This is a genomic window from Desulfomicrobium orale DSM 12838 (assembly GCF_001553625.1).
GTDB lineage: Bacteria > Desulfobacterota > Desulfovibrionia > Desulfovibrionales > Desulfomicrobiaceae > Desulfomicrobium > Desulfomicrobium orale.
In genome coordinates, this window is the sequence record NZ_CP014230.1 from 1,689,751 (window position 1) to 1,713,132 (window position 23,382).

The 23,382-nt window shown below is 63.1% G+C and carries 18 protein-coding genes; 9 read left to right on the forward strand and 9 right to left on the reverse strand.

Annotated features, from left to right (window positions below):
• Positions 1-270: 270 nt before the first annotated feature.
• Positions 271-435: a hypothetical protein gene (locus AXF15_RS14195; RefSeq protein ID WP_154666848.1), complete on the reverse strand. Its 165-nt coding sequence runs from the start codon at positions 433-435 to the stop codon at positions 271-273.
• A 69-nt stretch (positions 436-504) separates the two neighbouring features.
• On the opposite strand from AXF15_RS14195, the gene adhE reads away from it, so the two are divergent.
• The gene (adhE, locus tag AXF15_RS07760) at positions 505-3,204 is read left to right on the forward strand and encodes a bifunctional acetaldehyde-CoA/alcohol dehydrogenase (RefSeq protein WP_257721618.1); all 2,700 of its coding nucleotides are present in this window, start codon (positions 505-507) and stop codon (positions 3,202-3,204) included.
• Positions 3,205-3,287: 83 nt separating this feature from the next.
• On the opposite strand, the gene AXF15_RS07765 is transcribed toward adhE, so the two are convergent.
• The 4 genes from AXF15_RS07765 to AXF15_RS07780 form a co-directional block, all read right to left on the reverse strand.
• Positions 3,288-4,049 (reverse strand): HAD-IIA family hydrolase, encoded by a 762-nt coding sequence (locus AXF15_RS07765; protein ID WP_066605601.1) that lies wholly within the window; start codon positions 4,047-4,049, stop codon positions 3,288-3,290.
• A 130-nt stretch (positions 4,050-4,179) separates the two neighbouring features.
• On the reverse strand, positions 4,180-5,463 hold the full coding sequence (locus AXF15_RS07770) for a TRAP transporter large permease (protein ID WP_066605604.1): 1,284 nt from the start codon (positions 5,461-5,463) through the stop codon (positions 4,180-4,182).
• A 3-nt stretch (positions 5,464-5,466) separates the two neighbouring features.
• The gene (locus tag AXF15_RS07775; protein ID WP_083517934.1) at positions 5,467-6,024 is read right to left on the reverse strand and encodes a TRAP transporter small permease; all 558 of its coding nucleotides are present in this window, start codon (positions 6,022-6,024) and stop codon (positions 5,467-5,469) included.
• A gap of 84 nt (positions 6,025-6,108) precedes the next feature.
• Complete coding sequence (locus AXF15_RS07780; protein WP_066605612.1) at positions 6,109-7,101, reverse strand: TRAP transporter substrate-binding protein; 993 nt, start codon at positions 7,099-7,101, stop codon at positions 6,109-6,111.
• 316 nt (positions 7,102-7,417) lie between these two features.
• Between AXF15_RS07780 and glpA the strand changes: the two genes are divergently transcribed.
• The 4 genes from glpA to glpQ all read left to right on the forward strand — a co-directional run bounded on the left by glpA (position 7,418) and on the right by glpQ (position 12,722).
• Positions 7,418-9,031, forward strand: a complete 1,614-nt coding sequence (glpA, locus tag AXF15_RS07785) for an anaerobic glycerol-3-phosphate dehydrogenase subunit GlpA (protein ID WP_066605614.1) — start codon at positions 7,418-7,420, stop codon at positions 9,029-9,031.
• Complete coding sequence (gene glpB, locus AXF15_RS07790; protein ID WP_083517935.1) at positions 9,015-10,262, forward strand: anaerobic glycerol-3-phosphate dehydrogenase subunit GlpB; 1,248 nt, start codon at positions 9,015-9,017, stop codon at positions 10,260-10,262. The genes glpA and glpB overlap by 17 nt, the downstream gene beginning before the upstream one ends.
• A gap of 111 nt (positions 10,263-10,373) precedes the next feature.
• Positions 10,374-11,588: an anaerobic glycerol-3-phosphate dehydrogenase subunit C gene (locus AXF15_RS07795; protein WP_236884747.1), complete on the forward strand. Its 1,215-nt coding sequence runs from the start codon at positions 10,374-10,376 to the stop codon at positions 11,586-11,588.
• A gap of 111 nt (positions 11,589-11,699) precedes the next feature.
• Complete coding sequence (gene glpQ, locus AXF15_RS07800) at positions 11,700-12,722, forward strand: glycerophosphodiester phosphodiesterase (protein WP_066605618.1); 1,023 nt, start codon at positions 11,700-11,702, stop codon at positions 12,720-12,722.
• A gap of 223 nt (positions 12,723-12,945) precedes the next feature.
• Here the strand turns inward: glpQ and AXF15_RS07805 are convergent, their stop codons facing one another.
• Positions 12,946-14,382, reverse strand: a complete 1,437-nt coding sequence (locus AXF15_RS07805) for a leucyl aminopeptidase family protein (RefSeq protein ID WP_066605621.1) — start codon at positions 14,380-14,382, stop codon at positions 12,946-12,948.
• A 336-nt stretch (positions 14,383-14,718) separates the two neighbouring features.
• Here AXF15_RS07805 and AXF15_RS07810 point away from each other — a divergent pair, with 336 nt between their 5' ends.
• The 3 genes from AXF15_RS07810 (at position 14,719) to AXF15_RS07820 (ending at position 17,584) form a co-directional block, all read left to right on the forward strand.
• Positions 14,719-14,922, forward strand: coding sequence for a hypothetical protein (locus AXF15_RS07810; RefSeq protein ID WP_151192327.1), 204 nt, complete (start codon positions 14,719-14,721; stop codon positions 14,920-14,922).
• Positions 14,923-15,097: 175 nt separating this feature from the next.
• Positions 15,098-15,607, forward strand: coding sequence for a nitroreductase family protein (locus AXF15_RS07815; protein WP_066608828.1), 510 nt, complete (start codon positions 15,098-15,100; stop codon positions 15,605-15,607).
• A gap of 51 nt (positions 15,608-15,658) precedes the next feature.
• Complete coding sequence (locus AXF15_RS07820) at positions 15,659-17,584, forward strand: DNA topoisomerase 3 (RefSeq protein ID WP_083518096.1); 1,926 nt, start codon at positions 15,659-15,661, stop codon at positions 17,582-17,584.
• On the opposite strand, the gene AXF15_RS07825 is transcribed toward AXF15_RS07820, so the two are convergent.
• From AXF15_RS07825 to AXF15_RS07835, 3 genes are read right to left on the reverse strand one after another with little or no spacing between them, the layout of a single operon-like run.
• Positions 17,541-18,857 carry a glycerate kinase type-2 family protein gene (locus AXF15_RS07825; protein ID WP_066605631.1) on the reverse strand — a complete coding sequence of 439 codons (1,317 nt, stop codon included), beginning with the start codon at positions 18,855-18,857 and terminating at the stop codon, positions 17,541-17,543. The two genes, AXF15_RS07820 and AXF15_RS07825, sit on opposite strands and share 44 nt — an antisense overlap.
• Before the next feature lie 55 nt (positions 18,858-18,912).
• Positions 18,913-19,425, reverse strand: coding sequence for a P-loop nucleotide/nucleoside kinase family protein (locus AXF15_RS07830; RefSeq protein ID WP_066605633.1), 513 nt, complete (start codon positions 19,423-19,425; stop codon positions 18,913-18,915).
• Positions 19,422-19,646, reverse strand: coding sequence for a hypothetical protein (locus tag AXF15_RS07835; RefSeq protein ID WP_066605636.1), 225 nt, complete (start codon positions 19,644-19,646; stop codon positions 19,422-19,424). Before AXF15_RS07835 ends, AXF15_RS07830 begins: the two co-directional genes overlap by 4 nt.
• Positions 19,647-19,811: 165 nt before the next feature.
• Between AXF15_RS07835 and mfd the strand changes: the two genes are divergently transcribed.
• Positions 19,812-23,345 (forward strand): transcription-repair coupling factor, encoded by a 3,534-nt coding sequence (gene mfd, locus AXF15_RS07840; RefSeq protein ID WP_083517938.1) that lies wholly within the window; start codon positions 19,812-19,814, stop codon positions 23,343-23,345.
• Positions 23,346-23,382: the final 37 nt, after the last annotated feature.

Sequence of the window (23,382 nt, forward strand, 5' to 3'; positions counted from 1 at the left end):
CGATTTTACGGATACAATATTTCCCGTCTTGTCATAGGAATACGTGACAGTGCTGTTGGCAAATGTCGCGGAGACAAGGCGGTCCTGGGAATCGTACCTGTACTTCACCTCTCCGGCGGAGATGAGGTAGGGAAGCGAGAGAAGACATATCAGGCAGAGGAATGACAGTGTTCTCAGGCGCCTGGGGGATCTTTTTCCGCTGATCATGCAGTGTCTCCATCTGTGAATTGAGGCTGTGCGGGGATTTTATCTTTCTCGGTGCGATGAGAATTAGACATGTTTTATTTTTTTAAATGTGAGTGGATTTGTCAATATGTCTTGTGAAAAAATATCACGGGAAATTGTCATGCCGGCGCCTTTTCGGCATACACCGGCATTTTTCACTCCATATCCGCCGGTTTCCGAACCGTGTTCTGCCGGGCGCAGTGCTGCCACGGTATGCGGTCCGGCAGGGGAGGGGTTCACAAGCCAGCCGAATCCGGCTAAGTTCCGTCTTATTTTTCCGTGTATGGTATATCTGCAACCTGTGAAAATCATTTGATTATAAATCCCGAAGCAGGATCCCGGCGAGGAGGACGCATGGAAGATCGGAAAAAATATCTGGAAGAACTGCTGCGAAAAGTCCACGAAGCCCAGCGAATCTACGCCACCTTTTCTCAGGAGCAGGTGGACGCGGTGTTTCACGCCGCGGCCACGGCCGCCACGGCGGAACGCATCGCCCTGGCCAAAATCGCCGTGGAAGAGACCGGCATGGGCATTGTCGAGGACAAGGTCATCAAGAACCACTTCGCCTCGGAATACGTGTACAACAAGTACCGCCACAGCAAAACCTGCGGCGTGCTGGAGGACGACCCCGTGAACGGCTACCGGGAGGTGGCCGAGCCCCTGGGCATCGTGGCCGGCATCGTGCCCACGACGAACCCCACGTCCACAGCCATCTTCAAGGCCCTCTTATGCCTGAAGACGCGAAACGGCATCGTCTTTTCCCCGCATCCCAGAGCCCGGCGCAGCACTTTCGCGGCGGCGGAGATCATCCGCCAGGCGGCTTTCCGCGCCGGAGCGCCGGAGCATATCGTGGCCTGCATCGAGGAACCGTCCAAGGAACTGACCCAGGCGCTCATGAGTCACAGACTGATCAGCCTGATTCTGGCCACCGGAGGGCCGGACATGGTCCACGCGGCCTACAGTTCCGGGACTCCGGCCATCGGCGTGGGAGCGGGCAACACGCCCGTTCTGATCGATGCCACGGCCGACATCAAAATGGCGGTCAATTCCATTCTGCTCAGCAAAACCTTCGACAACGGCATGATCTGCGCCTCGGAGCAGACCGTGGTGGTGGAGGAGTCCGTGGCCGACGCCGTCCGCCGGGAATTCATCCTGCGCGGCGCGTATTTTACTTCCGAAGCGGAGACCGAGGCGCTGGCCGCCACGCTTTTCATAAACGGCAACCTGAACAGCGCGGTGGTGGGCCAGTCCGCCCCGGCCATCGCCGCCATGGCCGGCCTGACCGTGCCGGAAGAGACCAAGGTGCTCATCGCCGAGCGGGGGCAGATCGACGCCAGCGACCCGTTCGCCCACGAGAAGCTCTCGCCCGTTCTGGGCTTCTACCGGGCCAGGGATTTCGCCGAGGCCGTGCGCATGGGCCGGGAGCTGGTCTTTCTGGGCGGGGCCGGACACACCTCGGTGCTGTACACCGACGAGACGGACAGCGGCCATGTCGCCTTTTTTCAGGACAGCATGCCCACGGGCCGCACGCTCATCAACATGCCCGCGTCCCAGGGCGCCATCGGCGACGTATACAATTTCCGCGTGCCGCCGTCCCTGACTCTGGGCTGCGGCAGCTGGGGCGGCAATTCCGTGAGTGAGAACATCGGGGTGAAGCATCTCATGAACACCAAAACCATCGCCGCCAGAAGGGAAAACATGCTTTGGTTCCGGGTTCCGCCCAAAATCTATTTCAAACAGGGCTGCCTGCAGCCGGCGCTGGAGGAGTTTTTGGGCCGCCGCCGGGCCGTCATCATCACGGACAGCACCATGGAAAAGCTGGGGCACGTGCAGAGCGTGCTGAACGTGCTGGACGGCATGGGCGTGCAGTTCCGGATTTTTGCCGAAGTGCTGCCCGACCCCGATCTGTCCACGGCCCGCCGGGCCCTCGAGATGGTCAACGACTTCAAGCCGGATATGTTCATCGCTCTGGGCGGCGGCTCCCCCATGGACGCGGCCAAGATCATCTGGCTCATGTACGAGGTGCCGGACATCCGCTTCGAGGACGTGGCCCTGCGGTTCATGGACATCAGAAAACGGGTGGTGTCTTTTCCCGAGCTGGGTAAGAAGGCCGTGATGGTGGCCATTCCGACCACGTCGGGGACGGGTTCGGAGGTCACGCCCTTCGCCGTCATCACCGACGACCGTACCGGAGTGAAATATCCGGTGGCGGACTACGCTCTGACCCCGGACATGGCCATCGTGGACCCGGCCTTTGTCATGAACATGCCGTCCCGGCTGGTCGCCCACGCGGGACTCGACGTGCTGACCCACGCCATCGAGGCGTACACCTCCATCCTGGCCAACAATTTCGCCGACGGACAGGCCATGGAAGCCATCCGGCTGGTTTTCAAGTATCTGCGTATCTCCTATTCCGGCGGCAAGGGGCAGATTCTGGCGCGGGAGAAAATGCACTACGCCGCGACCATCGCGGGCATGGCCTTTGCCAACGCATTTCTGGGCATCTGCCACTCCCTGGCCCATACCCTGGGATCGACCTTCCACCTTTCCCACGGCCTCTCCAACGCCCTGATGCTGTCCTACGTCATCGAGTACAATGCCACGGACGCGCCCACCAAGCAGGGCATGCTGCCGCAGTACAAGTACCCGCTGGTCAAGGGCCGTTACGCCCGCATTGCGGACATGCTGCACCTGGCCGACGATCTCGAAGGCGACGACAGCGAGATCCGGGCCCGGAAAACGGCACGGCTGGTGCGGGCCATCGAGTCTCTCAAGGCCGATACGGACATTCCGGCCTCCCTGCGCGAGGCGGGAGTGCCGGAGCAGGCCTTCCTGTCCCGGCTGGACGACATGGCCGAGCAGGCCTTTGACGACCAGTGCACCGTGGCCAATCCGCGCTATCCGCTCATCGCCGAACTGAAGGAACTGTACCGCAAGGCCTACTACGGCGAGCCGCTGGTCTCACTGAACGGCCGGTAGGCGGGCAGGGCCGCGTTCCGCCGAAAACGAAACGGCCGCGATGTTTCAAAGTCGCGGCCGTTTTGTTTTCGGGCGGCATTTGCTCACAGCTCTCCCAGATGCTCCACCACCCGCCACGGCTGGCGCTCCTCGCGGAGCAGATCTTCCCGCGTGGCCTCGCCGCTCAGGACCAGAACGAAGTCCAGCCCTGCATTTTCGGCCAGCTTCTTGTCCGTGCTCAGGCGGTCGCCGACCATGACCATCTCTTCGCGGGCGTATCTGCCCAGCAGCGGCCCCAGCACGCGGGGGTTGGGTTTGCCGAAGACATGTTCCGGAGTGCGGCCCGTGGCCTTTTCGTACAGGGCCAGAAAGCTGCCCACGTCGGGCAGGGGACCTTTGGGATCGGGGCAGACCAGGTCCGGGTGGGTGGCCACGAAAGCCACGTTTCCGTCTTGCAGCAGCCGGGCGGATACGCACAGCTTTTCGTAGGTCAGTTCCGTGTCGTAGGCCAGAATGACGGCCTGAGCGTTTTCATGGGTCAGCAACAGCTCCGGCATGGCCTGGGACAGGGCGGCGGTGTAGTCCGCGTTTCCCACCAGATAGGCCCGCGTGATTTTTCTTCCGCGCAGATATTCCACCAGGGGCGTGGTGGGTGTGAGGATATGCTCCGGCCCGGCCGGAATGCCCATGCCTTGCAGTCTGGCCACGTAGGTGCGCGGGCTTTTGGACGTGTTGTTGCTCAGAAAATAGAAATCCGCCTCGTTCCAGCGCTTCCTGATGAACCGCACGGTCCCCTCGATGGGGATGTTCCCCAGATAGACCGTGCCGTCCAGATCGAGAACAAAACATTTTTTTCTGTGGGGCATTTCAGCCTGCTCCTGATGCATGGTGAAAGAGGGGCGGTGTCCCTGACGGGTATGACGCAGGACTCCGTGTGCCAAAAGAGAAGGGGCCCTGCGCCGTGCAAGGCCCCTTGCGTTCAGGGACCGGGTCCGGTCACATGAGCCAGCGCAGCGGTGTGAGGGACACCTCGGGCATGTACACCAGCAGGAACAGGATCAGGATTTCTATCAGGATGAACGGCAGCATTTTTATCACCAGTTCACCCAGCTTGATGTTGCCGATGCCGCAGACCACGTACAGCACCGTGCCCACGGGCGGGGTGATGACGCCGATGCCCAGGTTCAGCACGAAGAGCAGGCCGAAGTGGTACGGGTCGATGCCCGCTTCCAGAATGAGCGGATAGAAGACCGGCGCGAAGATCAGGATGTTCGGGGTCAGGTCCATGACCATGCCCGCCACCAGCAGGAAGCACATGATGATGGTCAGCAGCATGAAGGGGCTTTCGATGAACGGGCCGAACAGCGTGGTCATGTGCTTGGGGATCTGGGCCAGGGTGATGAAATACCCCACAGCCGAGGCCGTGGCCACGATGAGCATGACCACGGCGGTGGTGCGCGCCGCGGCCGCACTGACCCGCAGCAGGTCGCGGAAGGACAGTTCGCGGTAGTAGAACATGCACACGGCGATGGCGAACACCGCGCAGAAGGCGCCGCCTTCGGTGGGCGTGAACACGCCGAAGCGGATGCCGCCCAGCAGCAGGACCGGCAGCATGAAGGCGGGGCTTGCATCCTTCAGGATGGCTATGGTTTCGGCCCGGCTGAAGGTGATGGTTTCGGTATAACCGTCCTTGCGGACAATGAACCACCATACGGCCATGAGGCCAAGGCCCAGAAAGATGCCGGGAAAAAGGCCGATCATGAACAGCTTGGTGATGGACAGGCCGCCGATGGTGGAGCCCAGAATGATGAAGTTGGTGCTGGGCGGGATGATGGGGCCCAGAATGGCGCCCGAGGCGATGATGCCGCCCGCGCGTCCCTTGTTGTAGCCCACCTGCTGCATCATGGGCAGCAGCAGGCCGCCCAGGGCCGCGGCTTCGCCCACGGAACTGCCCATGAGCCCGGCGAACAGGATGCTGGCCACGATGGCCGCGTATCCGAGTCCGCCCTTGACCCGTCCGACCAGAAGCTGGGACAGCTGCACGACGCGTTTGGACAGGCCGCCCGCAGCCATGATCTCGCCGGCGAAGACGAAGAAGGGAATGGCCATGAGCGGAAAATTGTTGGCCCCGTCCAGCATGATATTGGGGATAGTCATGGCGTCCCACATGCCGGAGGTGTACATCATGACCATGGCGCAGAGGATGAGCACCAGAGAGATGGGCACGCCGAGGGCCAGAAACAGAAACAGGCTGCCGAAGAAATAGTAGAGCTGTTCCATGCGTTACCCCTTGTCCGGCATGACGAACTCGTCCTTGTCCGGTTTGACGAATTCGGAGGCGGGCGTCCGCAGCAGGCGGATGAAGTCCCTGCCCCGGATGACGATGGCCGCCAGGGCCATGATGGGCAGCGTGCCGTTGATGAAGGCCATGTTCACGCCGGTGGCCACGGAATTGGTGTCGACGGTCTGCTGCACCAGCACGACGCCGCCCCAGAGCAGGAGAGCCAGAGCGCCAAGACCCAGAAGCGAGGCGACGATGTCCACGGTCTTGCGCGTCGCGCCCGAGATGAGGCTCACGAACATGTCCACCGCGATGTGTTTCTTGCGGTAGAAGGCTTCGATGGAGCCGAAAAAGGTGATGTAGATGAACAGAAAACGCGCCCATTCCTCGCTCGGCGCGAAGCTCGAACCGAAGGCGTAGCGCAGAAAGGCGTTGTAGAAGACAAGGCCGATCATGCCCAGAAAGATGGCCGCGCAGAAAATCTCGAAGGCGAATTCAAAGGGAGACGACTTCGGGACAGGCGCGGTGCGCGTTTCAGCTGGAGATACATCGTGAGCCATAAATACCCCGTAATGCGTTCGCGGAAGAAAGGACAAAAGAATGGGGAGCCTTCGGCCCCCCATCCGGCATATGTTTGATTTCCGTTACTTGTACGATTCGGCGCTTTCCAGGATTTCCTTGGCGTTGGGCACCGTGTCGTAGAAGAGCTTCCAGCTTCTCTTGCCGGCATCCTTCATGGCCTCGCGGAATTCGGGAGAGGGCTTGGAAACCGTGCCGCCGCCGTCCGTGATCTGCTTCTGGGCGTCTTCCTCGATCTTGGCCATGAGCTTCCACACGTAATCGGCCGATTCCCTGGCGGCCTGGTTGACCCACTCCTTGTCCTGATCGGGCAGGCCCTGGTAGAACTTCTCGTTGATATAAAGGGAGTGGATGACCAGAATGTGCCCGCTCATGGTGATCTGCGGGGTGATTTCATACATCTTGAGGGCCACGATGTCCGCAAAGGGGCTGTCGCCGCCGTCGATGACGCCCTGATCCAGAGCGCTGGGCACCTCGGCGAAGGGCATGGGCTGGCCGCTGATGCCGCATTCCTTGGCGAAGTTGATGTAGAGCGGGATGTTGGGCACGCGCATGCGCAGGCCCTTCAGGTCGGCCATGTCCTTCAGGGGCTTCTTGGAGTAGAAGTGGCGGAAGCCCAGAGGAAAGGCGTTCAGGGTGCGCAGGCCGGACTTTTCGGAGAAGCCGTCGTTGATCAGCTCGAAGGTCTTGCCTTCCATGGCCCGGCGGGCATGGTCCAGATTGTCGAAGAGCATGGGCGTTTCCAGCATGGCCATGGCCGGGTGCAGGGCCGAGGTCTGGGTGCCTGTGGCGCACATCTGGATGGTGCCTTTGCGCGTGCTGGCGATGTAGGCGTCTTCCTTGCCGAGCTGACTGTTGGGGAAGACCTGCACCTCGTATTTGCCGCCGGAGAGCTGGGCCAGAATTTCGCCGAATTTGTGCATGCCCAGGGTTTCAGGCTCGCCTTCGGGCTTCATGCCCGCCATCTTGATCACCACTTTGTCCGCGGCTGCGGCCGTGGCCGCGAATCCGGCGCCGAAAAGGGCCAGGGCGAGAATGAAAAAGCCAATCCGTTTCATGGTCAAACTCCTTCGAATCAGTAGTGGTTGAAAGAAACCGCCGCACTCTTCATCCTGTTCCGGCATCGTTTACAAAATTCCATATGGGTTTCAAGGGCCAACCTGACTGTGCCCCGCGCCCGGAGTCCGTCTTTTCCGCTGTTGTCTCTTTTCCTCCGCGTAGTTATGTCTGGGACGGATGTTCCCGGCCGCGGAATTTTTCCATCTGTTCCTGCTTCGCGAAGGACTTCAGCGGGACACGAACACCGGACTTCAATCATCAGGAAGGCGCGGAACCCGCCGGAAAAGGCGGCTCCTCTCCTGAACCGGAAACCGTATGCGCAACATGTCTGTCACTGTCGTCGTCATCGGCGGCGGAGCCACCGGAGTCGGCATTCTTCGCGATCTGTCCATGCGCGGGGCGCGGGCCGTGCTCCTCGAACAGGGCGGGCTGGCCCACGGCACCAGCTCCCGTTTTCATGGTCTTCTGCACAGCGGCGGGCGGTATGCCGTCAGCGATGCAGCGGCCGCCCGCGAATGCGTGGAGGAAAACGCCATCCTGCGCCGCATCGGCTGGCACTGTGTGGAGGGCACCGAGGGCCTCTTCGTGCTCACGGACCAGGATGACCCGGCCTATGTGCGGACATGGCTCGACGGATGCGAGAAGGCGGGCGTCCTGACCGAGCCCGTTTCCGTTGACGAGGCCCTGCGCCTTGAGCCCGGCCTGTCTCCGCGCATCCGGGAAGTGTACCGGGTGCCGGATTCCAGTGTGGATGGCTTCCGTCTGGTCTGGCACAACAGCGTGTCGGCCCGCAGATACGGCGGGGAGCTTTTCACCTACCACACGGTGACCGGCATCGAGACCGGCAGCGGCCGGATCACGGGTGTCCGGGTCCGCAACAACCTGACGGGCGAGGAATTCTTCATCGCCTGCCAGTACGTGGTCAACGCCGCCGGGCCCTGGGCCGGGGAGATAGCGCGTCTTGCGGGGCTGTCGGTGGATGTCACCCCCGACCGGGGCACCCTGGTCATCTTCAACCACCGTTTTGCCGGGCGCATCGTCAATCGTCTGCACAAAAGCTCCGACGGCGACATTTTCGTGCCGCACGGCTCCGTGACCATTTTCGGGACCACTTCGGTCCGGGCGCAGAGCCCCGGCGACACCGCACCCACCTCCGCCGAGGCCCTGCGTCTGCTGGCTCTCGGCGAACCGCTCTTTCCGGCCATCCGGAGCTACCGGATATTGCGGGCCTTCGCCGGAAACCGGCCCCTGTACACGCCGCCCAACGCCGAGGCCGGACGCGGAGCCAGCCGCAATTTCGTCATCGTGGACCACGAGTCCGAAGGGCTCTCGGGCATGGCCAGCATTTTCGGCGGCAAGCTGACCACCTACCGCCTCATGGCCGAGAAGATGACCGATCTGGTCTGCGCCAGGCTTGGCGTGGCCGCTCCCTGCCGCACGGCCGAGGAGCCGCTGGCTCCGACTCCGGACGCCGGGCTGATGCGCCGGGCGGGCCGTTTTTTTCCGGAGCACCGGGTGCGGATGGTCGCCGAGCGCATGGGCGAGGAGTTCCCCTCGCTGGTGCGGTGTCTGGAGACAGACTCGGGCGGCGAGCTTCTGTGCGAATGCGAAATGGTCAGCCGGGCCGAGATCGAACTGGTGGCCCGCGACGAAGCTTCCCATTTTCTGCACGACATCCGCTTCCGCACCCGCATGGGCATGGGCACCTGCCAGGGCGCGTTCTGTTCACTTCGGGCCATCGGCGCGCTGACGGCGGCGGATGTTTCTTTCGCCACCCAGCCGCGCGAGAATCTGTGCTCTTTCCTGCAGGAGCGCTGGCGGGGCCTGCGCCCGGTCATGTGGGGCAATCAGATGCAGGAAATCGAACTGGGCCGGGCCATCTACGCGGCCACCCTGAACCTTGACGGAGCCGATGATGAGAGCCTCTGATGTGGTCGTTGTGGGCAGCGGCATGGCCGGTCTGACCGCGGCCCTGGCGGCGGCCGCGCGCGGCAGAAGCGTGACTCTGGCCGCCCGCGGAGCCGGGGCTCTGGCCATCGGCGGCGGCTGCGTGGACCTTCTGGGCTATGTGAACGGCCGGATCGTGCGGGGCAACCCTCTGGACAGCATCGGGCTGCTGCCCGAGGGGCATCCCTACCGGATCATCGGTGCGCAGGCCGTGCGCGACGCCCTGGATTTTTTTGAAGATGTCTGCCGCAGGCATGACCTGCCCATGAGCAACGAGGGCGGGGAAAACGTGTGGATTCCGACCATTCTCGGCACCTTCAGACCCACCTGGCTGTGCCTGGCCTCTCAGGACAGAAGGCTCCTTGCGCAGGCGGAAAAAATCGCGGCGGTGGGCGTCCGCTCCCTGAAGGACTGTCACGCGGGCATGGTCGTGCGGATGCTCGGCAGGCAGAAGAACCTGCAAGGAAAGCCGATTGTTTCTCTGGAACTGCCGTCTCCTTTCGGCGCGACGCACCGCAACATCACGCCCCTCGATCTGGCCCGGTTCGTGGACACGGAGCAGGGCGAAGAGTGGCTGCGCAGGGGGCTTGAGCCTCACGCTTCCAGCGGCACGGCCTTTCTGCTGCCGCCTGTGCTCGGCATTGTCCGCACGCGGGAAATCTGGAACCGGCTTTCGGAGGGTCTTGGCTGCCGTATCATGGAAATGGCTTCCACACCGCCGGGAGTGGGCGGCCTGCGGATTCGCCGGGTGCTGACGGACGCTCTGGCCGAGGCGGGCGTGGTCATGGCCGAGAATGTCCGGGCCGTGCGGGCCAGAGTGCAGGGAAACCGCTGCCTGAGCATTGAGTGCGAGGCTCCGGACAGGATGCGCGAACTGCGCGGCGAGTCCTTCATCATCGCCACGGGCGGCTTTTTCGGCGGAGGGCTTCTGGCCGAACCCGGAAGGGCCAGAGAAGCGCTTTTCGGCCTTGAGCTCGATGCCCCGGATCTGGTCGAGGACTGGTCCACGCCGAATGTGTTCGACGCGCAGCCTTATGCGTGTCTGGGCGTGCGCGTGAACCCGCGCCTGAATCCCGTGGACGCGGCAGGGGCCGTGCTGTGGGAGAACGTGTTTTTCGCCGGGCGGTCCCTGGCCGGATACGATTTTGTGGCGGAGAAAAGCGGTAACGGCGTGGCCTTGGCTTCGGGCTACCACGCCGCACAGCAGTGCTGAAGACGTATTTTCCGGATCGCCCGCCGGGAAATGCTCCCGGTCCTGTTTCAACCCGGCCTCGTGGACGCCGGAAATTCCAACCCGCGCCGGACTTCATACGGCGCAACGCATATGAAGATGGATACCCCCAAGCCGGACAGATGCATCGCCTGCACCACATGTACCGTGGTCTGCCCTGTGGCCCAGGCCACGCCGGAATTTCTCGGCCCGCGCATGATCGGCCCGGCCCACGAGCGCTTTCGCCTGCTGGGCCTGGGCGAGGACAAGTCCCTCCATTACTGCTCGAACTGCAAGAACTGCGACATTTCCTGCCCGTACGATGTGCCCATTTCCACCTTCATCATGCGGGCGCGGGCCGAAGAGAGCAAGGCGCGGCGTTTTCCCCTCCGCGACTGGTTGCTGGCCCACGCCGAGCTGCTGGACAGATGGATGCGCGTCATCCCTGCCGGCCTGAAGAACATGGGCATGAGTTTGCCTCCGGTCCGCATGCTGCTGGGTGCTCTGGGCGTTTCCGGAAGGATGCCGCTGCCTGCGTTCGCCCGGAAAACCTTCCGGCGGCAGTTCGCCGCTCTGCCGCAGCCGCAGGGCCTGCCGCGCAAGGTCGTTTTCTTTCCGGGCTGTTTTGTGGATTTGTACGATCCTGAATGCGGCAAAGATCTGGTCCGGGTGCTGAACCGGGCCGGATACGAGGTGCTGCTGCCGCCTTTTGTCTGTTGCGGCCTGCCGCAGGTGGCCAACGGTTTCTGGGAAGACGCGCGCGGCAACGCCCGGACCAATCTTCAGGAACTGCAGAAATGGAAAAGCGCGGGTATTCCTGTGCTGACGGGCTGTACGAGCTGTTCCCTCATGTTCAAGGACGACTACAGGCAGTATTTTCCGGAGCTGCTGCCGGAGTCCGCTTCGCCCGCCCTGGCCGATGCCTGCGAATTTCTGCTGGAGTGCATGGACCGCGGCGAGCTGGTCCTGCCCGAGCCGGGCGCGGCCAGCCGGTCGCTGTCCGTCGTGTATCATGCGCCCTGTCATCTGCGCGCCCAGGGCATGGGGCTGCCCGGTCTGGAACTGTTGCGCCGCATTCCCGGCGTTTCGGTCAGCAACGCCAACGCCGGATGCTGCGGCATTTCCGGCAGCTACGGTTTCAAGAAAGAAAAGTACGAGATTTCCATGCGCGTGGGGAGCCGGCTTTTTGAAGCCATGCGCCGGAGCGGCGCGGATATCTCCGCTTCGGAATGCGGCACCTGCCGCGTGCAGATGCGGCACGGCGGAGGGCTTGAAGCCGTGCATCCCATCAGTCTGCTTCTGCGGTATTTCGAGGAAAACGGAGGCTGACGGGCTGTTCATGCTACATGCCGTGTCGGTGTCCCGCAGCCTGCAGAGATATTGCCGTACTGAAACAAGCCGATGGAGACTCGGCCAACTTCAACCCAGGAGAGAGCTTCTATGAAACATGCTGTTTTGGCCCTCATGCTGCTGCTTCTGCCTCTTGCAGCCCAGGCCGCGGACTACAGACCCGCCGTGGCCGGACATCGCGGTGCGTGCGGCTACCTGCCGGAACATACCCTTGAGTCCAAGGTCATGGCCTACACCATGGGCGTGGATTACGTGGAGCAGGACGTCGTCTTCACCAGGGACAATGTGCTGGTGGTGCTGCACGACCACACTCTGGAGACCACCACCGACGTGGCCAAGAAATTTCCCGGCCGTCACCGTGCCGACGGCAGCTACTACGCCATCGACTTTACCCTGGCCGAAATCAAGAGCCTGCTTGTGACCGAGCGTTTCGATCCTAAGACCGGCAAGGCCGTTTTCTCCGGGCGTTTCCCTGTGGGCTGGGGCATTGATTTCCGCGTGCCCACCCTGGAGGAGGAAATTCTTCTTGTGCAGGGCCTGAACAAGTCCACAGGCAGGAATGTGGGGCTGTACGTGGAAGTGAAGGAGCCCGCCTTTCACGAAAAGGAAGGCAAGCCCATCATGAAGGCCACCATCGAAATGCTGGCCAAATACGGCTACAACAAGAAGGACGCCAACGTCATTTTGCAGATCTTCGACTTCGACGCTGTGAAGAAATCCCGCGAACTGGGCTGGGTGGCTCCGCTGGCCATGCTCGTGGACATGGACGGCCAGATGCTCATCGACGACAAGTCCGTGCACAAGTGGCTGCTGACCGAAGAGGGCGTGAAGGAAGTGTCCAAGTACGCGAACATCTACGCGCCCTGGTTCAGCCATCTGGCCGTGCCCTCGGAAGACGGCAAGAGCTACACGGCGGCGCCCTGCCTGAAATGGGCCCGGGACGCGGGGATGCAGGTCCATACCTGGACTCACCGCACGGACAAGGTGCTCTCCGGCTTTGCCACCGAGGAGGCCATGCTTGACGCCATGTTCAAGGAAATGAAGCTGGACGCCGTGTTCAGCGACTTTCCCGACAACGTTATCGCTTACCTGAAGAAAAACGGTCTGCGGTAGGCTGACCGAATCCGGGCCCTGGGCTCATAAGACCCCCCCCTGGTTCTGACTGTCTGGCCGGTACCGGGAAATTTTCCTGGTGCCGGCCGATTGTTATGAGAGGACTGGAAGGGGAGAATTCCCCCGGCGGAGTCTGGGTGGATTATTGTACCGCCATGTCTTCCCTCCCCGCTGGTTTTGATCCGGAAGGGAGGGAAGATATGGCGGTGTGTTTTCCGAAGGCTCAGTCTTCGTAGAAGCCGATCAGTTCCCACAATGTCCGCACGCCGAAGCCGGTGCCTCCGGGCCGGAAAATGGATGCGTCCTCATCGGTCCAGGCCGGGCCGGCGATATCCAGATGAGCCCAGTCCACTCCGGCGGGCACGAAGCTCTTCAGAAACAGAGCCGCAAAAATGGTTCCGCCTTCGCGGGCGGCGATGTTTTTCAGATCCGCCACGTCGCTTTTCAGCGGCTTTCCGTATTCCACCCACAGCGGCATGGGCCAGAAGCGCTCTCCCGTCCGGCTGCCGCCTTCGCGGATGCGTAAATCCAGTTCCTCCGTGGTGGAAAATACCGCCGCCACCTTGGTGCCCAGGGCTATCAGGCAGGCTCCGGTCAGCGTGGCCAGATCCACCAGAATTTCCGGCTGAAACCGGGCCGCGTAGCACAGCGCGTCGGCCAGAATGAGTCTGCCTTCGGCGTCGGTGTTCAGAATTTCCACGGTCTTGCCGTTCATGGCCGTGACTACGTCACCGGGTTTGGTGGCCCGGCTGCCCGGCACGTTTTCCGTGCACGGCAGAAGCCCGACCACGCGCCGCCCACGTCGCCCGGCCAGTCCCATGGCCTTGAACAGACCCAGGATGGCCGCCGCTCCGGCCATGTCGCCTTTCATTTCATGCATTTTGGCCGAGGGCTTCAGGGAAATGCCGCCCGTATCGAATGTCACGCCCTTTCCCGCGAAAACCAGGGGCGGCCTGGAGTCTTCCGGGTCGGAGTCCAGCACGATGAATCTGGCCGGCGTATCGCTGCCCCGGAAAACCGAGGCGAAGCACCCCATGCCCATGTCTTCGATTTCCCTGGGGCCGAAGACATCGACCTTGAAACCGAATTCCGCGCCCAGTTCCCGGGCCGTCCGGGCCAGATCTTCCGGCGTGGCCGCATTGGCCGGAGTGTTGACCAGATCTCTGGCCAGCCGCACGCCCGAGGCCACGGCCAGTGCTTTGTCCACCCTGCCGGGCAGGTCCTGTTCCGGGCTCCAGAGCAGCAGTGACGCGGGGCAGTCCTCTTCGCCGGGCTCCGATTTGAAGGCGACGAAGCGGTAAGCGGCCAGGGTCGCGGCAATGCTCAACTCGGCGAGCGGGTCGCCCTCCAGAGGCAGAGAGGCGATCTGTTCGCCGTCAACGCTCAACGTCTCTATTTCCTGGCTGGCCGCTGTCCGCATGGCCGTGCCCACCGCCGCGCGAAAGCAGTCCATGTCGAGCTTTTCCGCGTCACCCAGGCCCACGGCCAGAGCCATTCCACGGCTTCCGGCCACCAGACGCACGCGGCCCGCCTTGCCCGAAAACCCCTGAGCCCCGGTCAGACCGGGCCACTCAGCTTCCAGTTCACGTCCTTCCGGCAAAAAAAGGAGCCGCACCCCCTGTTCCAGGCCGGCGCGATTTTCAACTATCTGTATATGCATATTTTCCTCGCTGTTTTGGCCGTCATCGGGGAAGAAGAAGGTCCCGAATCGGGTGTGATGATCCGGCGCACATACGGAGATTGGCCTGCGGAGTAAACCGCCGTCGTAACGGCTCTCTCCGGACGGCCGATGTGTCGCTGTCTGGCCTTGGGTTGCCTGCATATGTCCCGGTCCGGGCGCGGCGCCGGAAGGGTTTTTTACAGCCCGCGGTTTTCCCGTTAGGTGGAGGCGATTACGGTCCCAGCCATGCCTGGGGGCAGACGCGGCCCCTTCCGGGTAATGGGTCGACCCATCCGAAGTTTTACCGGGCGTGCGAAGACGACGGGGGAGGCAATGATGGACGTGCGGAAAATCAGGGATACTTTCGAGGCCTATTTCGAGAAATACAAGAAAACCGAAGGAGACTGCGGCATATGGTCCGCCTACTGGACAATCCATGAACCGGGGCGCAGCTTTGAAATCAATCTGACCAGAGGGCCGGAAGGCACTTACTCCAAAATTTTCAACGACGGCAAGAAAGTGGAGGAAATTCAGGATTGACCCGCGTTTCTGGATAGCCTGGACCGGCTGGAGACGGCATACCCGAATTTCCGGCGCGATGATTTTTTCGGTCAGATGGCGGAGATGCTGTAATATCGCCCCGGCGGCCCGGCTGTTTGCCGGGGATATGGCCGCCGGCCGATACAACTGGATACAACTGGAAAAGGAGGAGCATATGGATATTTTCGATGCTATCGCTACCCGGCGCAGTGTCCGCAAGTATACGGACCGGCCCGTGACGGACGAAGACATACGGACCGGGCTGGAGGCGGCCATGATGGCCCCCAGCGCCGGCAACGCGCAGCCCTGGCATTTCGTGGTGGTTCGGGATGCCGCCCTCAGGGCCCGTGTGGCGGAACTCAATGTGTACGCGGCCATGGCCCGGACCGCGCCGGCCGGGATTCTGGTCTGCGGCGATCTGCATCTGGAAAAATATCCCGGATTCTGGGTGCAGGATTGCTCTGCGGCCATTCAGAATCTGCTGCTGGCCGCCCACGGGTTGGGGCTTGGCGCGGTCTGGACCGGCATTCACCCGGTGGCGGAGCGGGAAGAAGGCTTTCGCCGGGCTTTCGGGCTGCCTGCGGAAGTCGTCCCTCTGGGATATATCGTGCTGGGGCATCCGGATCAGCATCCGCACTCCGGGAGCCGGTTCCGGGAAGACCGGGTACACCGGGACGTCTGGTAGGGATTTCTCCCGATGGAGAGCGGGGCCAGACCCCATGAAGGAGAACGGACCGTGTCCAGAACGCTTGTCATCGCCGAAAAGCCCTCTGTGGCCAGGGAACTGGCCGCCGTGCTCGGCGTGCACGGCCGGGGCGAGGGCTGCCTGCAAAGCGACCGGTACGTGGTCACCTGGGCCGTGGGACACCTGGTCAACATCGCCGAACCGGCGCGGCAGAATCCGGCCTGGTCCGGCCGCTGGTCCATGCGGCAGCTGCCCATGCTGCCGTCCCGGTTCGCGCTGGACATCCTGCCTTCCACCGCCAGACAGTACGAACTCATCCGGGAATTTCTGCTGGCCGGAGACATCGGCGAGGTCATCAACGCCACGGACGCGGGGCGGGAAGGGGAGCTCATTTTCCGGCGCATTTATCTGCTGGCGGGCGCGGACAAACCCATCAGGCGTCTTTGGGCCAGCGACATGACCGAGAAGGGGCTGCGCAAGGCTTTCGCCCAGCTGGTGGATGGCGGGGAAAAGCGTAATCTGGGGCATGCGGCCTTTGCCCGGGCCGAGGCCGACTGGCTGGTGGGCATGAACTTTTCCCGGCTGTTCACGCTGCGCGCGGGGAGTCTCATCACCGTGGGCCGGGTGCAGACGCCCGTGCTGAAACTGCTGGTGGACCGGCGGCGGGAAATCGAAAACTTCGTTCCGCAGGATTACTGGACCGTGGAAGGGGAGTTCGGCCGGGAGGAAACCTTCCGGGCCACCTGGTTCGCGCCGCCGCAATACAAGGACTCCAAAATATGGAGTCTGGCCGAAGGGGAGGAAATTACCGCGTCCTGCCGGGCGGAGAGCGGGGAAGTGCTGGACCTGGAAAAGAAAAAGGGCAGACAGAAGCCGCCTCTTCCCTTCGATCTGACCACCCTGCAGAAGGAAGCCAACGCCCGGCTGAACCTGTCGGCCAGGGAGACTCTGGAAATCGCCCAGAGCCTGTATGAAAAACGCAAACTCATCACCTATCCGCGCACGGATTCCCGTCATCTGACAAAGGAGCTGTTCGCGGAATGCCTGGACAATCTGCGCGCCGTCTATCCCCATTTTCCGGAGATAAGCGCCAGGGCCGCGGCCAACATTCAGGCTGGAAAAAAATTCGACTGCGTGAACGACAAGAAGGTCACGGACCACCACGCCATCATCCCCACGGCGGCCAGGGCCAGCCGGCAGGCGCTGTCCGGCCCGGAGTGGGCCGTGTACGAGATGATCTGCCGCCGTTTCGCCGCGACGTTCATGGACGAGGCTCTCTTCGACGGTTCCACGCTGTGGATCGGGGTGGATGGGCACCGTTTCCGGGCCACGGGGAAAATGTTCCGGGACCGGGGCTGGCTGGAGGCCGAGCCGTGGCGCGCGGCCGAGGACAACCCTCTGCCCGCCCTGCGCAAGGGCGACGGCGTGCCGCTATGCGGCCTGACTCTTGCCGCCCACAAGACCAAGCCTCCGGCCCATTTCACCGACGCCACCCTGCTGGCGGCCATGGAAACGGCGGGCAAACTGGTGGACGACGAAGAGCTGCGCGAGGCCATGAAGGAGCGCGGCCTGGGCACTCCGGCCACGCGGGCGCAGATCATCGAAACGCTCCTCGGGCGCGGGTACGCGGCCAAGGATGGTAAACGGCTGCTGGCCACGGATCTGGGCTGCTGGGCCGTGGATGTGGTCTGTTCCATGATACCGCAGGTGGCGTCGCCGGAAATGACCGGCGAATGGGAGAAGCGGCTGAAGGAAATGGAGCAGGGACGGTACGCCTATGGCGTGTTCATGCATCAGGTGCGGGAGATGGTCGCCTCGGGCGTAAAGACGGTCCGGGCGGGAGGAGCGGCTCCACCGCCGTGCCCTGTTCCGCCTGAACGGAAGAAAAACGGGAAAGATGCGGCCCCTCGGGGAGCACCGCTTGCAGCGGAGATTACAGCCGAATCGGATCCAGCAGCAGCGCCGCGACATCCATGACATTGGTGCGGGTCGGACCGGTGACGAGCAGGGCCCCGGCCTGCCGCAGAAAAGTGTAGGCGTCGCTGTTGTCCAGATAGGGCTCGGGGTGCAGCCCGGCGGCTCTGGCCCGGGCCAGGGTTTCCGGGCCGAGAATGCCGCCTGCCGCGTCCGTGGGGCCGTCGCTTCCGTCCGTGCCCAGGCAGAGCACGGAGACGGCCGCCTGAGGCGGATTTTTTTCCAGTTCCAGAGCCAGACGCAGGGCCAGTTCCTGATTGCGTCCGCCTTTTCCCCTGCCGCGCACGGTGACCGTGGTCTCGCCCCCGGCCAGCAGACAGGCCGGAGCCCGGTGATTCCGGGCCGCCCGGGCCAGCATGACGGCGGCATTCTGCACATCTCCGCTCAGATTTCCGGTCAGCACGTGCGGCGCGTAGCCGAGCTCCCGGGCCGCGGCCGCCGCGCCATCCAGAGCCATGCCGTTGCTGGCGACGATGTGGTGCCGCACCTTCGTGAAGAAACTCCGGCCGGTTTTGGCCGTTTCGGGCAGCAGTCCGGCGGCGCCCCGCTCCAGCACTTCCAGCACGGAGGCGGGCATGCGGTCCCGCAGGGCGAAGCGGCCGATGATTTCCAGACAGTCGGCGAAGGTGGCCTGGTCCGGAGCGGTGGGGCCGGAGCCGATGACATCCAGCTTGTCTCCCAGCACGTCGGAGACGATGAGCGTGATCACCGTGGCCGGGGCCAGCGCCTCGGCCAGATGGCCGCCCTTGATCCGGGAGAGGTGCTTGCGGATGGCGTTTATCTCGTGGATGTCCGCCCCGCAGTCCAGCAGCAGGCGGGTGGCCCGCATTTTGTCCTCCAGCGTCACGGGCGGCCTGGGGCTGGGGATGAGGGCGCTGGCCCCGCCGGACAGGAGAAAGAAGACCAGATCGTTTTCACCGGCTGCGGCCGCGTGTTCAAGGAGCGTCCCGGCCGCGGCCTCACCCGCGCGGTCCGGCACGGGATGGGCCGATTCCAGTACTTCGATGCCGTCCAGAGGCAGGCCGTGTCCGTATTTGGTGACCATGAGCCCTCCGGACAGGGCCGGGCCGAGCAGGTCGCGCAGGGCCTGGGCCATGGCTGCCGCGGCCTTTCCCGCACCGAGGGCGGTCACGCGCCTGAACCGGGACAGATCGTAATCATGCCCGGCTATATTGAGGATTGTGCCGGAGAGACTGAGGGCGGAACGCATGGCCGGAGCCACAGCACAGGCGGAAAGGGCACCTTTAGCTATATGCAGAAGCGGCGAAGTGGGCATGGAAATCCTCCGGAATGGCCGGCGGTGTGAAAAAGAGGTTCGCCGGGAAGTGCCGTCAGGCGGGATGCTCCGGAAGTCCGGCCAGAAGCTCGTGGAGGCATTCGTGTTCGGTCTTGCCTGACGTGTCGAGCACGATTCTTTCCACCGTCCAGTGGTGGTACTCGCGGTTTTTCACGTCCGCCCAGGCGGGCTGGCCGGACTCCGGGAAGGCCTTGAGCCGCGCTTCCACTCTGGTGCGGTGTTCTTCCTCGTCCGAACAGACGACTTCGATGTTCACGTACCGCGCGCCTGCGTTAAGGGCCGTCTGTTCCCATTCGCGTCTGGTCAGTTCGACAGGGTTGCAGGAATCGGCGGCCACGCTGACGCCCGCGCTCAGGATATCGGAGGCCACCCGGTAGGCCAGACGGTACCCTTCGCCTTGAATATCAGTGGCGCACAGGTCTTTCAGGGCCTGTTCGATGGTGTCGATGCGGATGTGGGCCGCCCGGATATGGCGGGCCAGCAGCCGGGACAACGTGGTTTTTCCGGTGCCCGGCAGGCCCGAAAATATGTAGAGGATCGGCTTCAATCGCTGGAGGGACAGATGCGCCCCATGGAGTGGCGCAGGCGCAGCTCGTTCAGGATGGCGCTTTCGTACTGGGCCGAGGGCGGACAGTCATGCCGGGAGGATTCGAGATATTTGTCCAGCATCTGGCTTTCTTCCCAGAAGTCCAGCAGCTCGTCGTTGCCGAGGATTTTGAGTTGATCTTCCAGGGTGAGGGGATCCTGCTGCGGAAGAAATCTCGCCATGTATGACTCCTTGAAGGTGATTTCCGTTTTCTATGCTTCCCGCCGGTTTCTGTCCATCCCTATTGGCGGAAACGGCCTCCGGCGGTCCGGGCGCATTCGTAATGCTTGCCTTGCGGAGACTTTTGGGGAACGGGAAATTCCGGGTCCTCGCACCCGCCGGAAAAGATGCCGCCGGAGTCCGCCGCTCCGGTTTTTTCGTTCACCTCCAGCCGGATTTTTCGTCACGTGCCTACCGCCTTTCTACAGAAATTTCTCACCGGTCCGGACTATCAGGTTCGCGTCTTCAAAAGCGGCCCGGCCTCGCAGTTGCGTTTGGCCCAGCATCTGCTGGCAAAAGGCAGAAACGTGGTGCTGGTGCTGCCCTCCAGCGCGGAGCTACCTCTTTATTCCTCCTTGGCTTCGCTTCTGGCTTCCGCGGAAGCGGAACTGCCGTTCTGGGAGCGGACCTGGGCGCGTTTCCCCCAGTATGCGGTGGAGGAGACTCCACGGCGTTCATCCTGGCCCGAGCGGTGGAAAGCGCTGTTTACCCTGTCCCGGCCGGGCCGGGCGCGCGGCGTTCTGCTGCCTCTGGAAAACCTGCTGCAGAAATGGCCGCATCCGGATATTCTCCAGCACGAGTACCTGCATCTGGGCAAGGGAGAGGAGATCATTCAGGACGACCTGCTGGAAACCCTGATCAACTGGGGATACCGGCGCGTGTCCATGGTCACGGCCGTGGGCGAGATTTCCCTGCGCGGCGACATTCTGGACGTGTTCGCTCCAGGCTACGACCTGCCCCTGCGCATGGAGTTCTTCGGCGACACTCTGGAACGTATCGGCCTTTTCGAGCCCATGTCCCAGCGCTCCAGAACGGAGCTCGAAACCGTGGCTCTTCTGCCCGTTACGGGCTGCATCGGAGCCGGAACCTACCGCGAGGACGCCCGCGCCATGTACGATGGCTGGCTGCGGCTGGGGGAACTGTCCCGTACGGCCCGCGCGGCTCTGGAAGAGGAGGACGCCCCGGCCGGTCTGCCGCCCGCCATGTACTATCCCGGTGCGGTGGGGCTCGACGCCTGGCTGCCCCGGGACAGCGTATTCATCATCGCCGAGGCCCAGGACCTGCGGACCAAGTTGGAGGAGGCGGGATGGGCTTGGCAGAACCATTTCCGGGAGCGGGAATGGCCCCGGCAGGGGCTTGTGCTCACCTCCGGGGACGCCCGCAAAATCTGGGAGGGCAGCCGCCGGATACTCTGCGAAAGTCTGGTCATGGGCGTGCGCGGGGACGGAGAGGAACTGCCCGAAGAGAGCGTGAACGGCTTCGAGGACCTGTTCTGGACGCCCGAAAGCCGCAACAGGCCCTGGCGGGCGCTCATGCAGGCGTTGCCCGAATGGCGGCGGATTTACGACCAGACGCTTTTCTGCTTCCACACGGAGCAGTCCCGGCGGAAATTTCTGCAGCTGGCGGCTCAGGATCAGCACGTTCTGAAGACGGAATACAGCGCTTCGGAGCGGGGCATCTTCGCTCTGGTCGGCTCGCTGGGCCGGGGCATGCGCCTGCCGTGGGCACGGATGCAGATTCTGCCGGAATCCGTGCTTCAGCCCGGTGCGCCCAAGGCTCACAAGGCGGCCGCCCGTGCCTTTCGCGGTCTGGACACCTTCGACGATCTGGAGGCCGGGGCCCTGCTCATTCACCGCGATTACGGCCTGTGCCGGTTCGGGGGACTGCACCGGATCCGTTTCGGATCCGTGGCCAATGACTATCTGCTTCTTCAGTACGAGGGGGAGGACCGCCTTTACCTGCCTGTGGACAGACTGGGGCAGGTGCAGCGCTACAAGGGACCCGAGGGCGCGACCCCGGCTCTGGACAGACTGGGCGGAACGGCCTGGACGAGGGCCAGGGAGCGGACCCGGCAGTCCGTGGCCAAGATCGCCCGCGATCTGGTGGAAATGTACGCCTTCCGCAAGATCGCCAAGGGTTTCACCTATCATCCCCTGTCGGAACTGTACTGGGAATTCGAGGCCGGGTTCGGCTTCGAGGCCACGCGGGATCAGGAGAAGGCCATTGCCGACGTGCTGGCCGACATGGAACGCTCCGAACCCATGGACCGTCTGGTCTGCGGCGACGTGGGCTTCGGCAAGACCGAAGTGGCGCTGCGGGCCGCCTTCCGGGCGGTGGTGGATGGCAAGCAGGTGGCGCTTTTGTGTCCCACCACGGTGCTGGCGGAGCAGCATTATCAGACTTTCCGGCAGCGCATGGAGCCTTTTTCCATCAGCGTGGGCCTTTTGAGCCGCTTTGTGCCCGCGGCGGGCCAGAAGCGGGTGATCGACGCCGTGCGCCGGGGGCAGGTGGACGTGCTCATCGGCACCCACCGGATGCTCTCCAAGGACGTGGAGTTCGCCAATCTGTCCCTGCTCATTCTGGACGAGGAGCAGCGCTTCGGCGTCAAACACAAGGAACGCATCAAGAAAATGCGCTCCACCATCGACGTGCTGACCCTGACCGCGACGCCCATCCCCCGCACCTTGCAGTTGTCCCTGTCAGGCATCCGGGGCCTGAGCGTCATCGAAACCCCGCCCAGAGACAGAAAGCCCGTGGAAACCTCCCTTATGGAGCGCGATGCAGGAGAGCTCCGCCCCATTCTGGAGCGGGAACTGGCCCGCGGCGGGCAGGTATTCTGGGTGTATAACCGCGTGCAGGGACTGGAGCGGGTGGCGGAATTCGTTTCCTCTCTGGCCCCCCAGGCGCGGGTGGGCATGGCTCACGGCCAGATGAAGGCTCAGGATCTGGAAGACACCATGCACAGGTTCTGGCACGGCGAGCTGGACATTCTGGTGTGCACGGCCATCGTGGAGTCGGGGCTCGATTTTCCCCGGGCCAACACGCTCATCGTGGACCAGGCCCAGCTTTTCGGTCTGGGGCAGCTCTATCAGCTGCGCGGCCGGGTGGGGCGCTCCAGCGAACAGGCCTACGCCTATTTCATCATTCCGGATCTGGACCGCCTGCAGGAAACTTCCCGCAAGCGGCTGAAAATCATTCTGGACATGGATTATCTGGGCGCGGGCTTCAAGGTGGCCATGGAAGATCTGCGCCTGCGCGGCGCGGGCAACATTCTGGGCGAGGCCCAGTCCGGCACCATGGGCAAGGTCGGTCTCGACCTTTTTCTGGAGATGCTGGAAGAGGAAGTGGCCAGACTGCGCGGCGGCAAGGTGGAGACGCACATCGAGCCGGAACTCAATCTCGGCTTTCAGGCCCTCATCCCCGAGGAATACATGCCCGACGGCCAGGAACGGCTGCAATGCTACAAAAGTCTGTCCTCCTGCCGGGAAGAGGCGGAAATCCTGGAAATCGTGGATGATCTCCGGGACCGCTTCGGCTCCCTGCCCGAGGCCCTGAAGACATTCGTGGCCGTACTCATGGTCAAGATCGACGCGCGGCGGCTGGGCGCAGTGCGGGTGGATCTGTTCGAGGACCGGGCCCTCATGCACTGGGACGAGACCAGGCACAGCCTGGACCTTGAGAAGCTGATGACCTGGGTCCGGGAACGGGCCGATTCGGCCCGGCTCCTTCCTCCGGCTAAACTGGAACTGCGCATGGCCGGACAGTCTTCGCGGGCGGAAGCCATGCGTCTGCTCAAGGACATGCTGACGGATCTGCGCCGCAGGCTGCACGGTGAAGACAATCCCAAGATTGAACTGGACGCGGCTCTGGCTCAAGGGTAGTACGCAGGTTTATTGAAAAACGCGGACTTGAAGCCGC

What these genes read in the sequence shown, in the direction of transcription:
- AXF15_RS07765 (WP_066605601.1), bottom strand. Translation starts at nt 4,049, where the DNA reads ATGCCCCACAGAAAAAAATGTTTTGTTCTCGATCTGGACGGCACGGTC.
- AXF15_RS07770 (WP_066605604.1), bottom strand. Translation starts at nt 5,463, where the DNA reads ATGGAACAGCTCTACTATTTCTTCGGCAGCCTGTTTCTGTTTCTGGCC.
- AXF15_RS07775 (WP_083517934.1), bottom strand. Translation starts at nt 6,024, where the DNA reads ATGGCTCACGATGTATCTCCAGCTGAAACGCGCACCGCGCCTGTCCCG.
- AXF15_RS07780 (WP_066605612.1), bottom strand. Translation starts at nt 7,101, where the DNA reads ATGAAACGGATTGGCTTTTTCATTCTCGCCCTGGCCCTTTTCGGCGCC.
- glpA (WP_066605614.1), top strand. Translation starts at nt 7,418, where the DNA reads ATGCGCAACATGTCTGTCACTGTCGTCGTCATCGGCGGCGGAGCCACC.
- glpB (WP_083517935.1), top strand. Translation starts at nt 9,015, where the DNA reads ATGATGAGAGCCTCTGATGTGGTCGTTGTGGGCAGCGGCATGGCCGGT.
- AXF15_RS07795 (WP_236884747.1), top strand. Translation starts at nt 10,374, where the DNA reads ATGAAGATGGATACCCCCAAGCCGGACAGATGCATCGCCTGCACCACA.
- glpQ (WP_066605618.1), top strand. Translation starts at nt 11,700, where the DNA reads ATGAAACATGCTGTTTTGGCCCTCATGCTGCTGCTTCTGCCTCTTGCA.
- AXF15_RS07805 (WP_066605621.1), bottom strand. Translation starts at nt 14,382, where the DNA reads ATGCATATACAGATAGTTGAAAATCGCGCCGGCCTGGAACAGGGGGTG.
- AXF15_RS07810 (WP_151192327.1), top strand. Translation starts at nt 14,719, where the DNA reads ATGGACGTGCGGAAAATCAGGGATACTTTCGAGGCCTATTTCGAGAAA.
- AXF15_RS07815 (WP_066608828.1), top strand. Translation starts at nt 15,098, where the DNA reads ATGGATATTTTCGATGCTATCGCTACCCGGCGCAGTGTCCGCAAGTAT.
- AXF15_RS07825 (WP_066605631.1), bottom strand. Translation starts at nt 18,857, where the DNA reads ATGCCCACTTCGCCGCTTCTGCATATAGCTAAAGGTGCCCTTTCCGCC.
- AXF15_RS07835 (WP_066605636.1), bottom strand. Translation starts at nt 19,646, where the DNA reads ATGGCGAGATTTCTTCCGCAGCAGGATCCCCTCACCCTGGAAGATCAA.
- mfd (WP_083517938.1), top strand. Translation starts at nt 19,812, where the DNA reads ATGCCGCCGGAGTCCGCCGCTCCGGTTTTTTCGTTCACCTCCAGCCGG.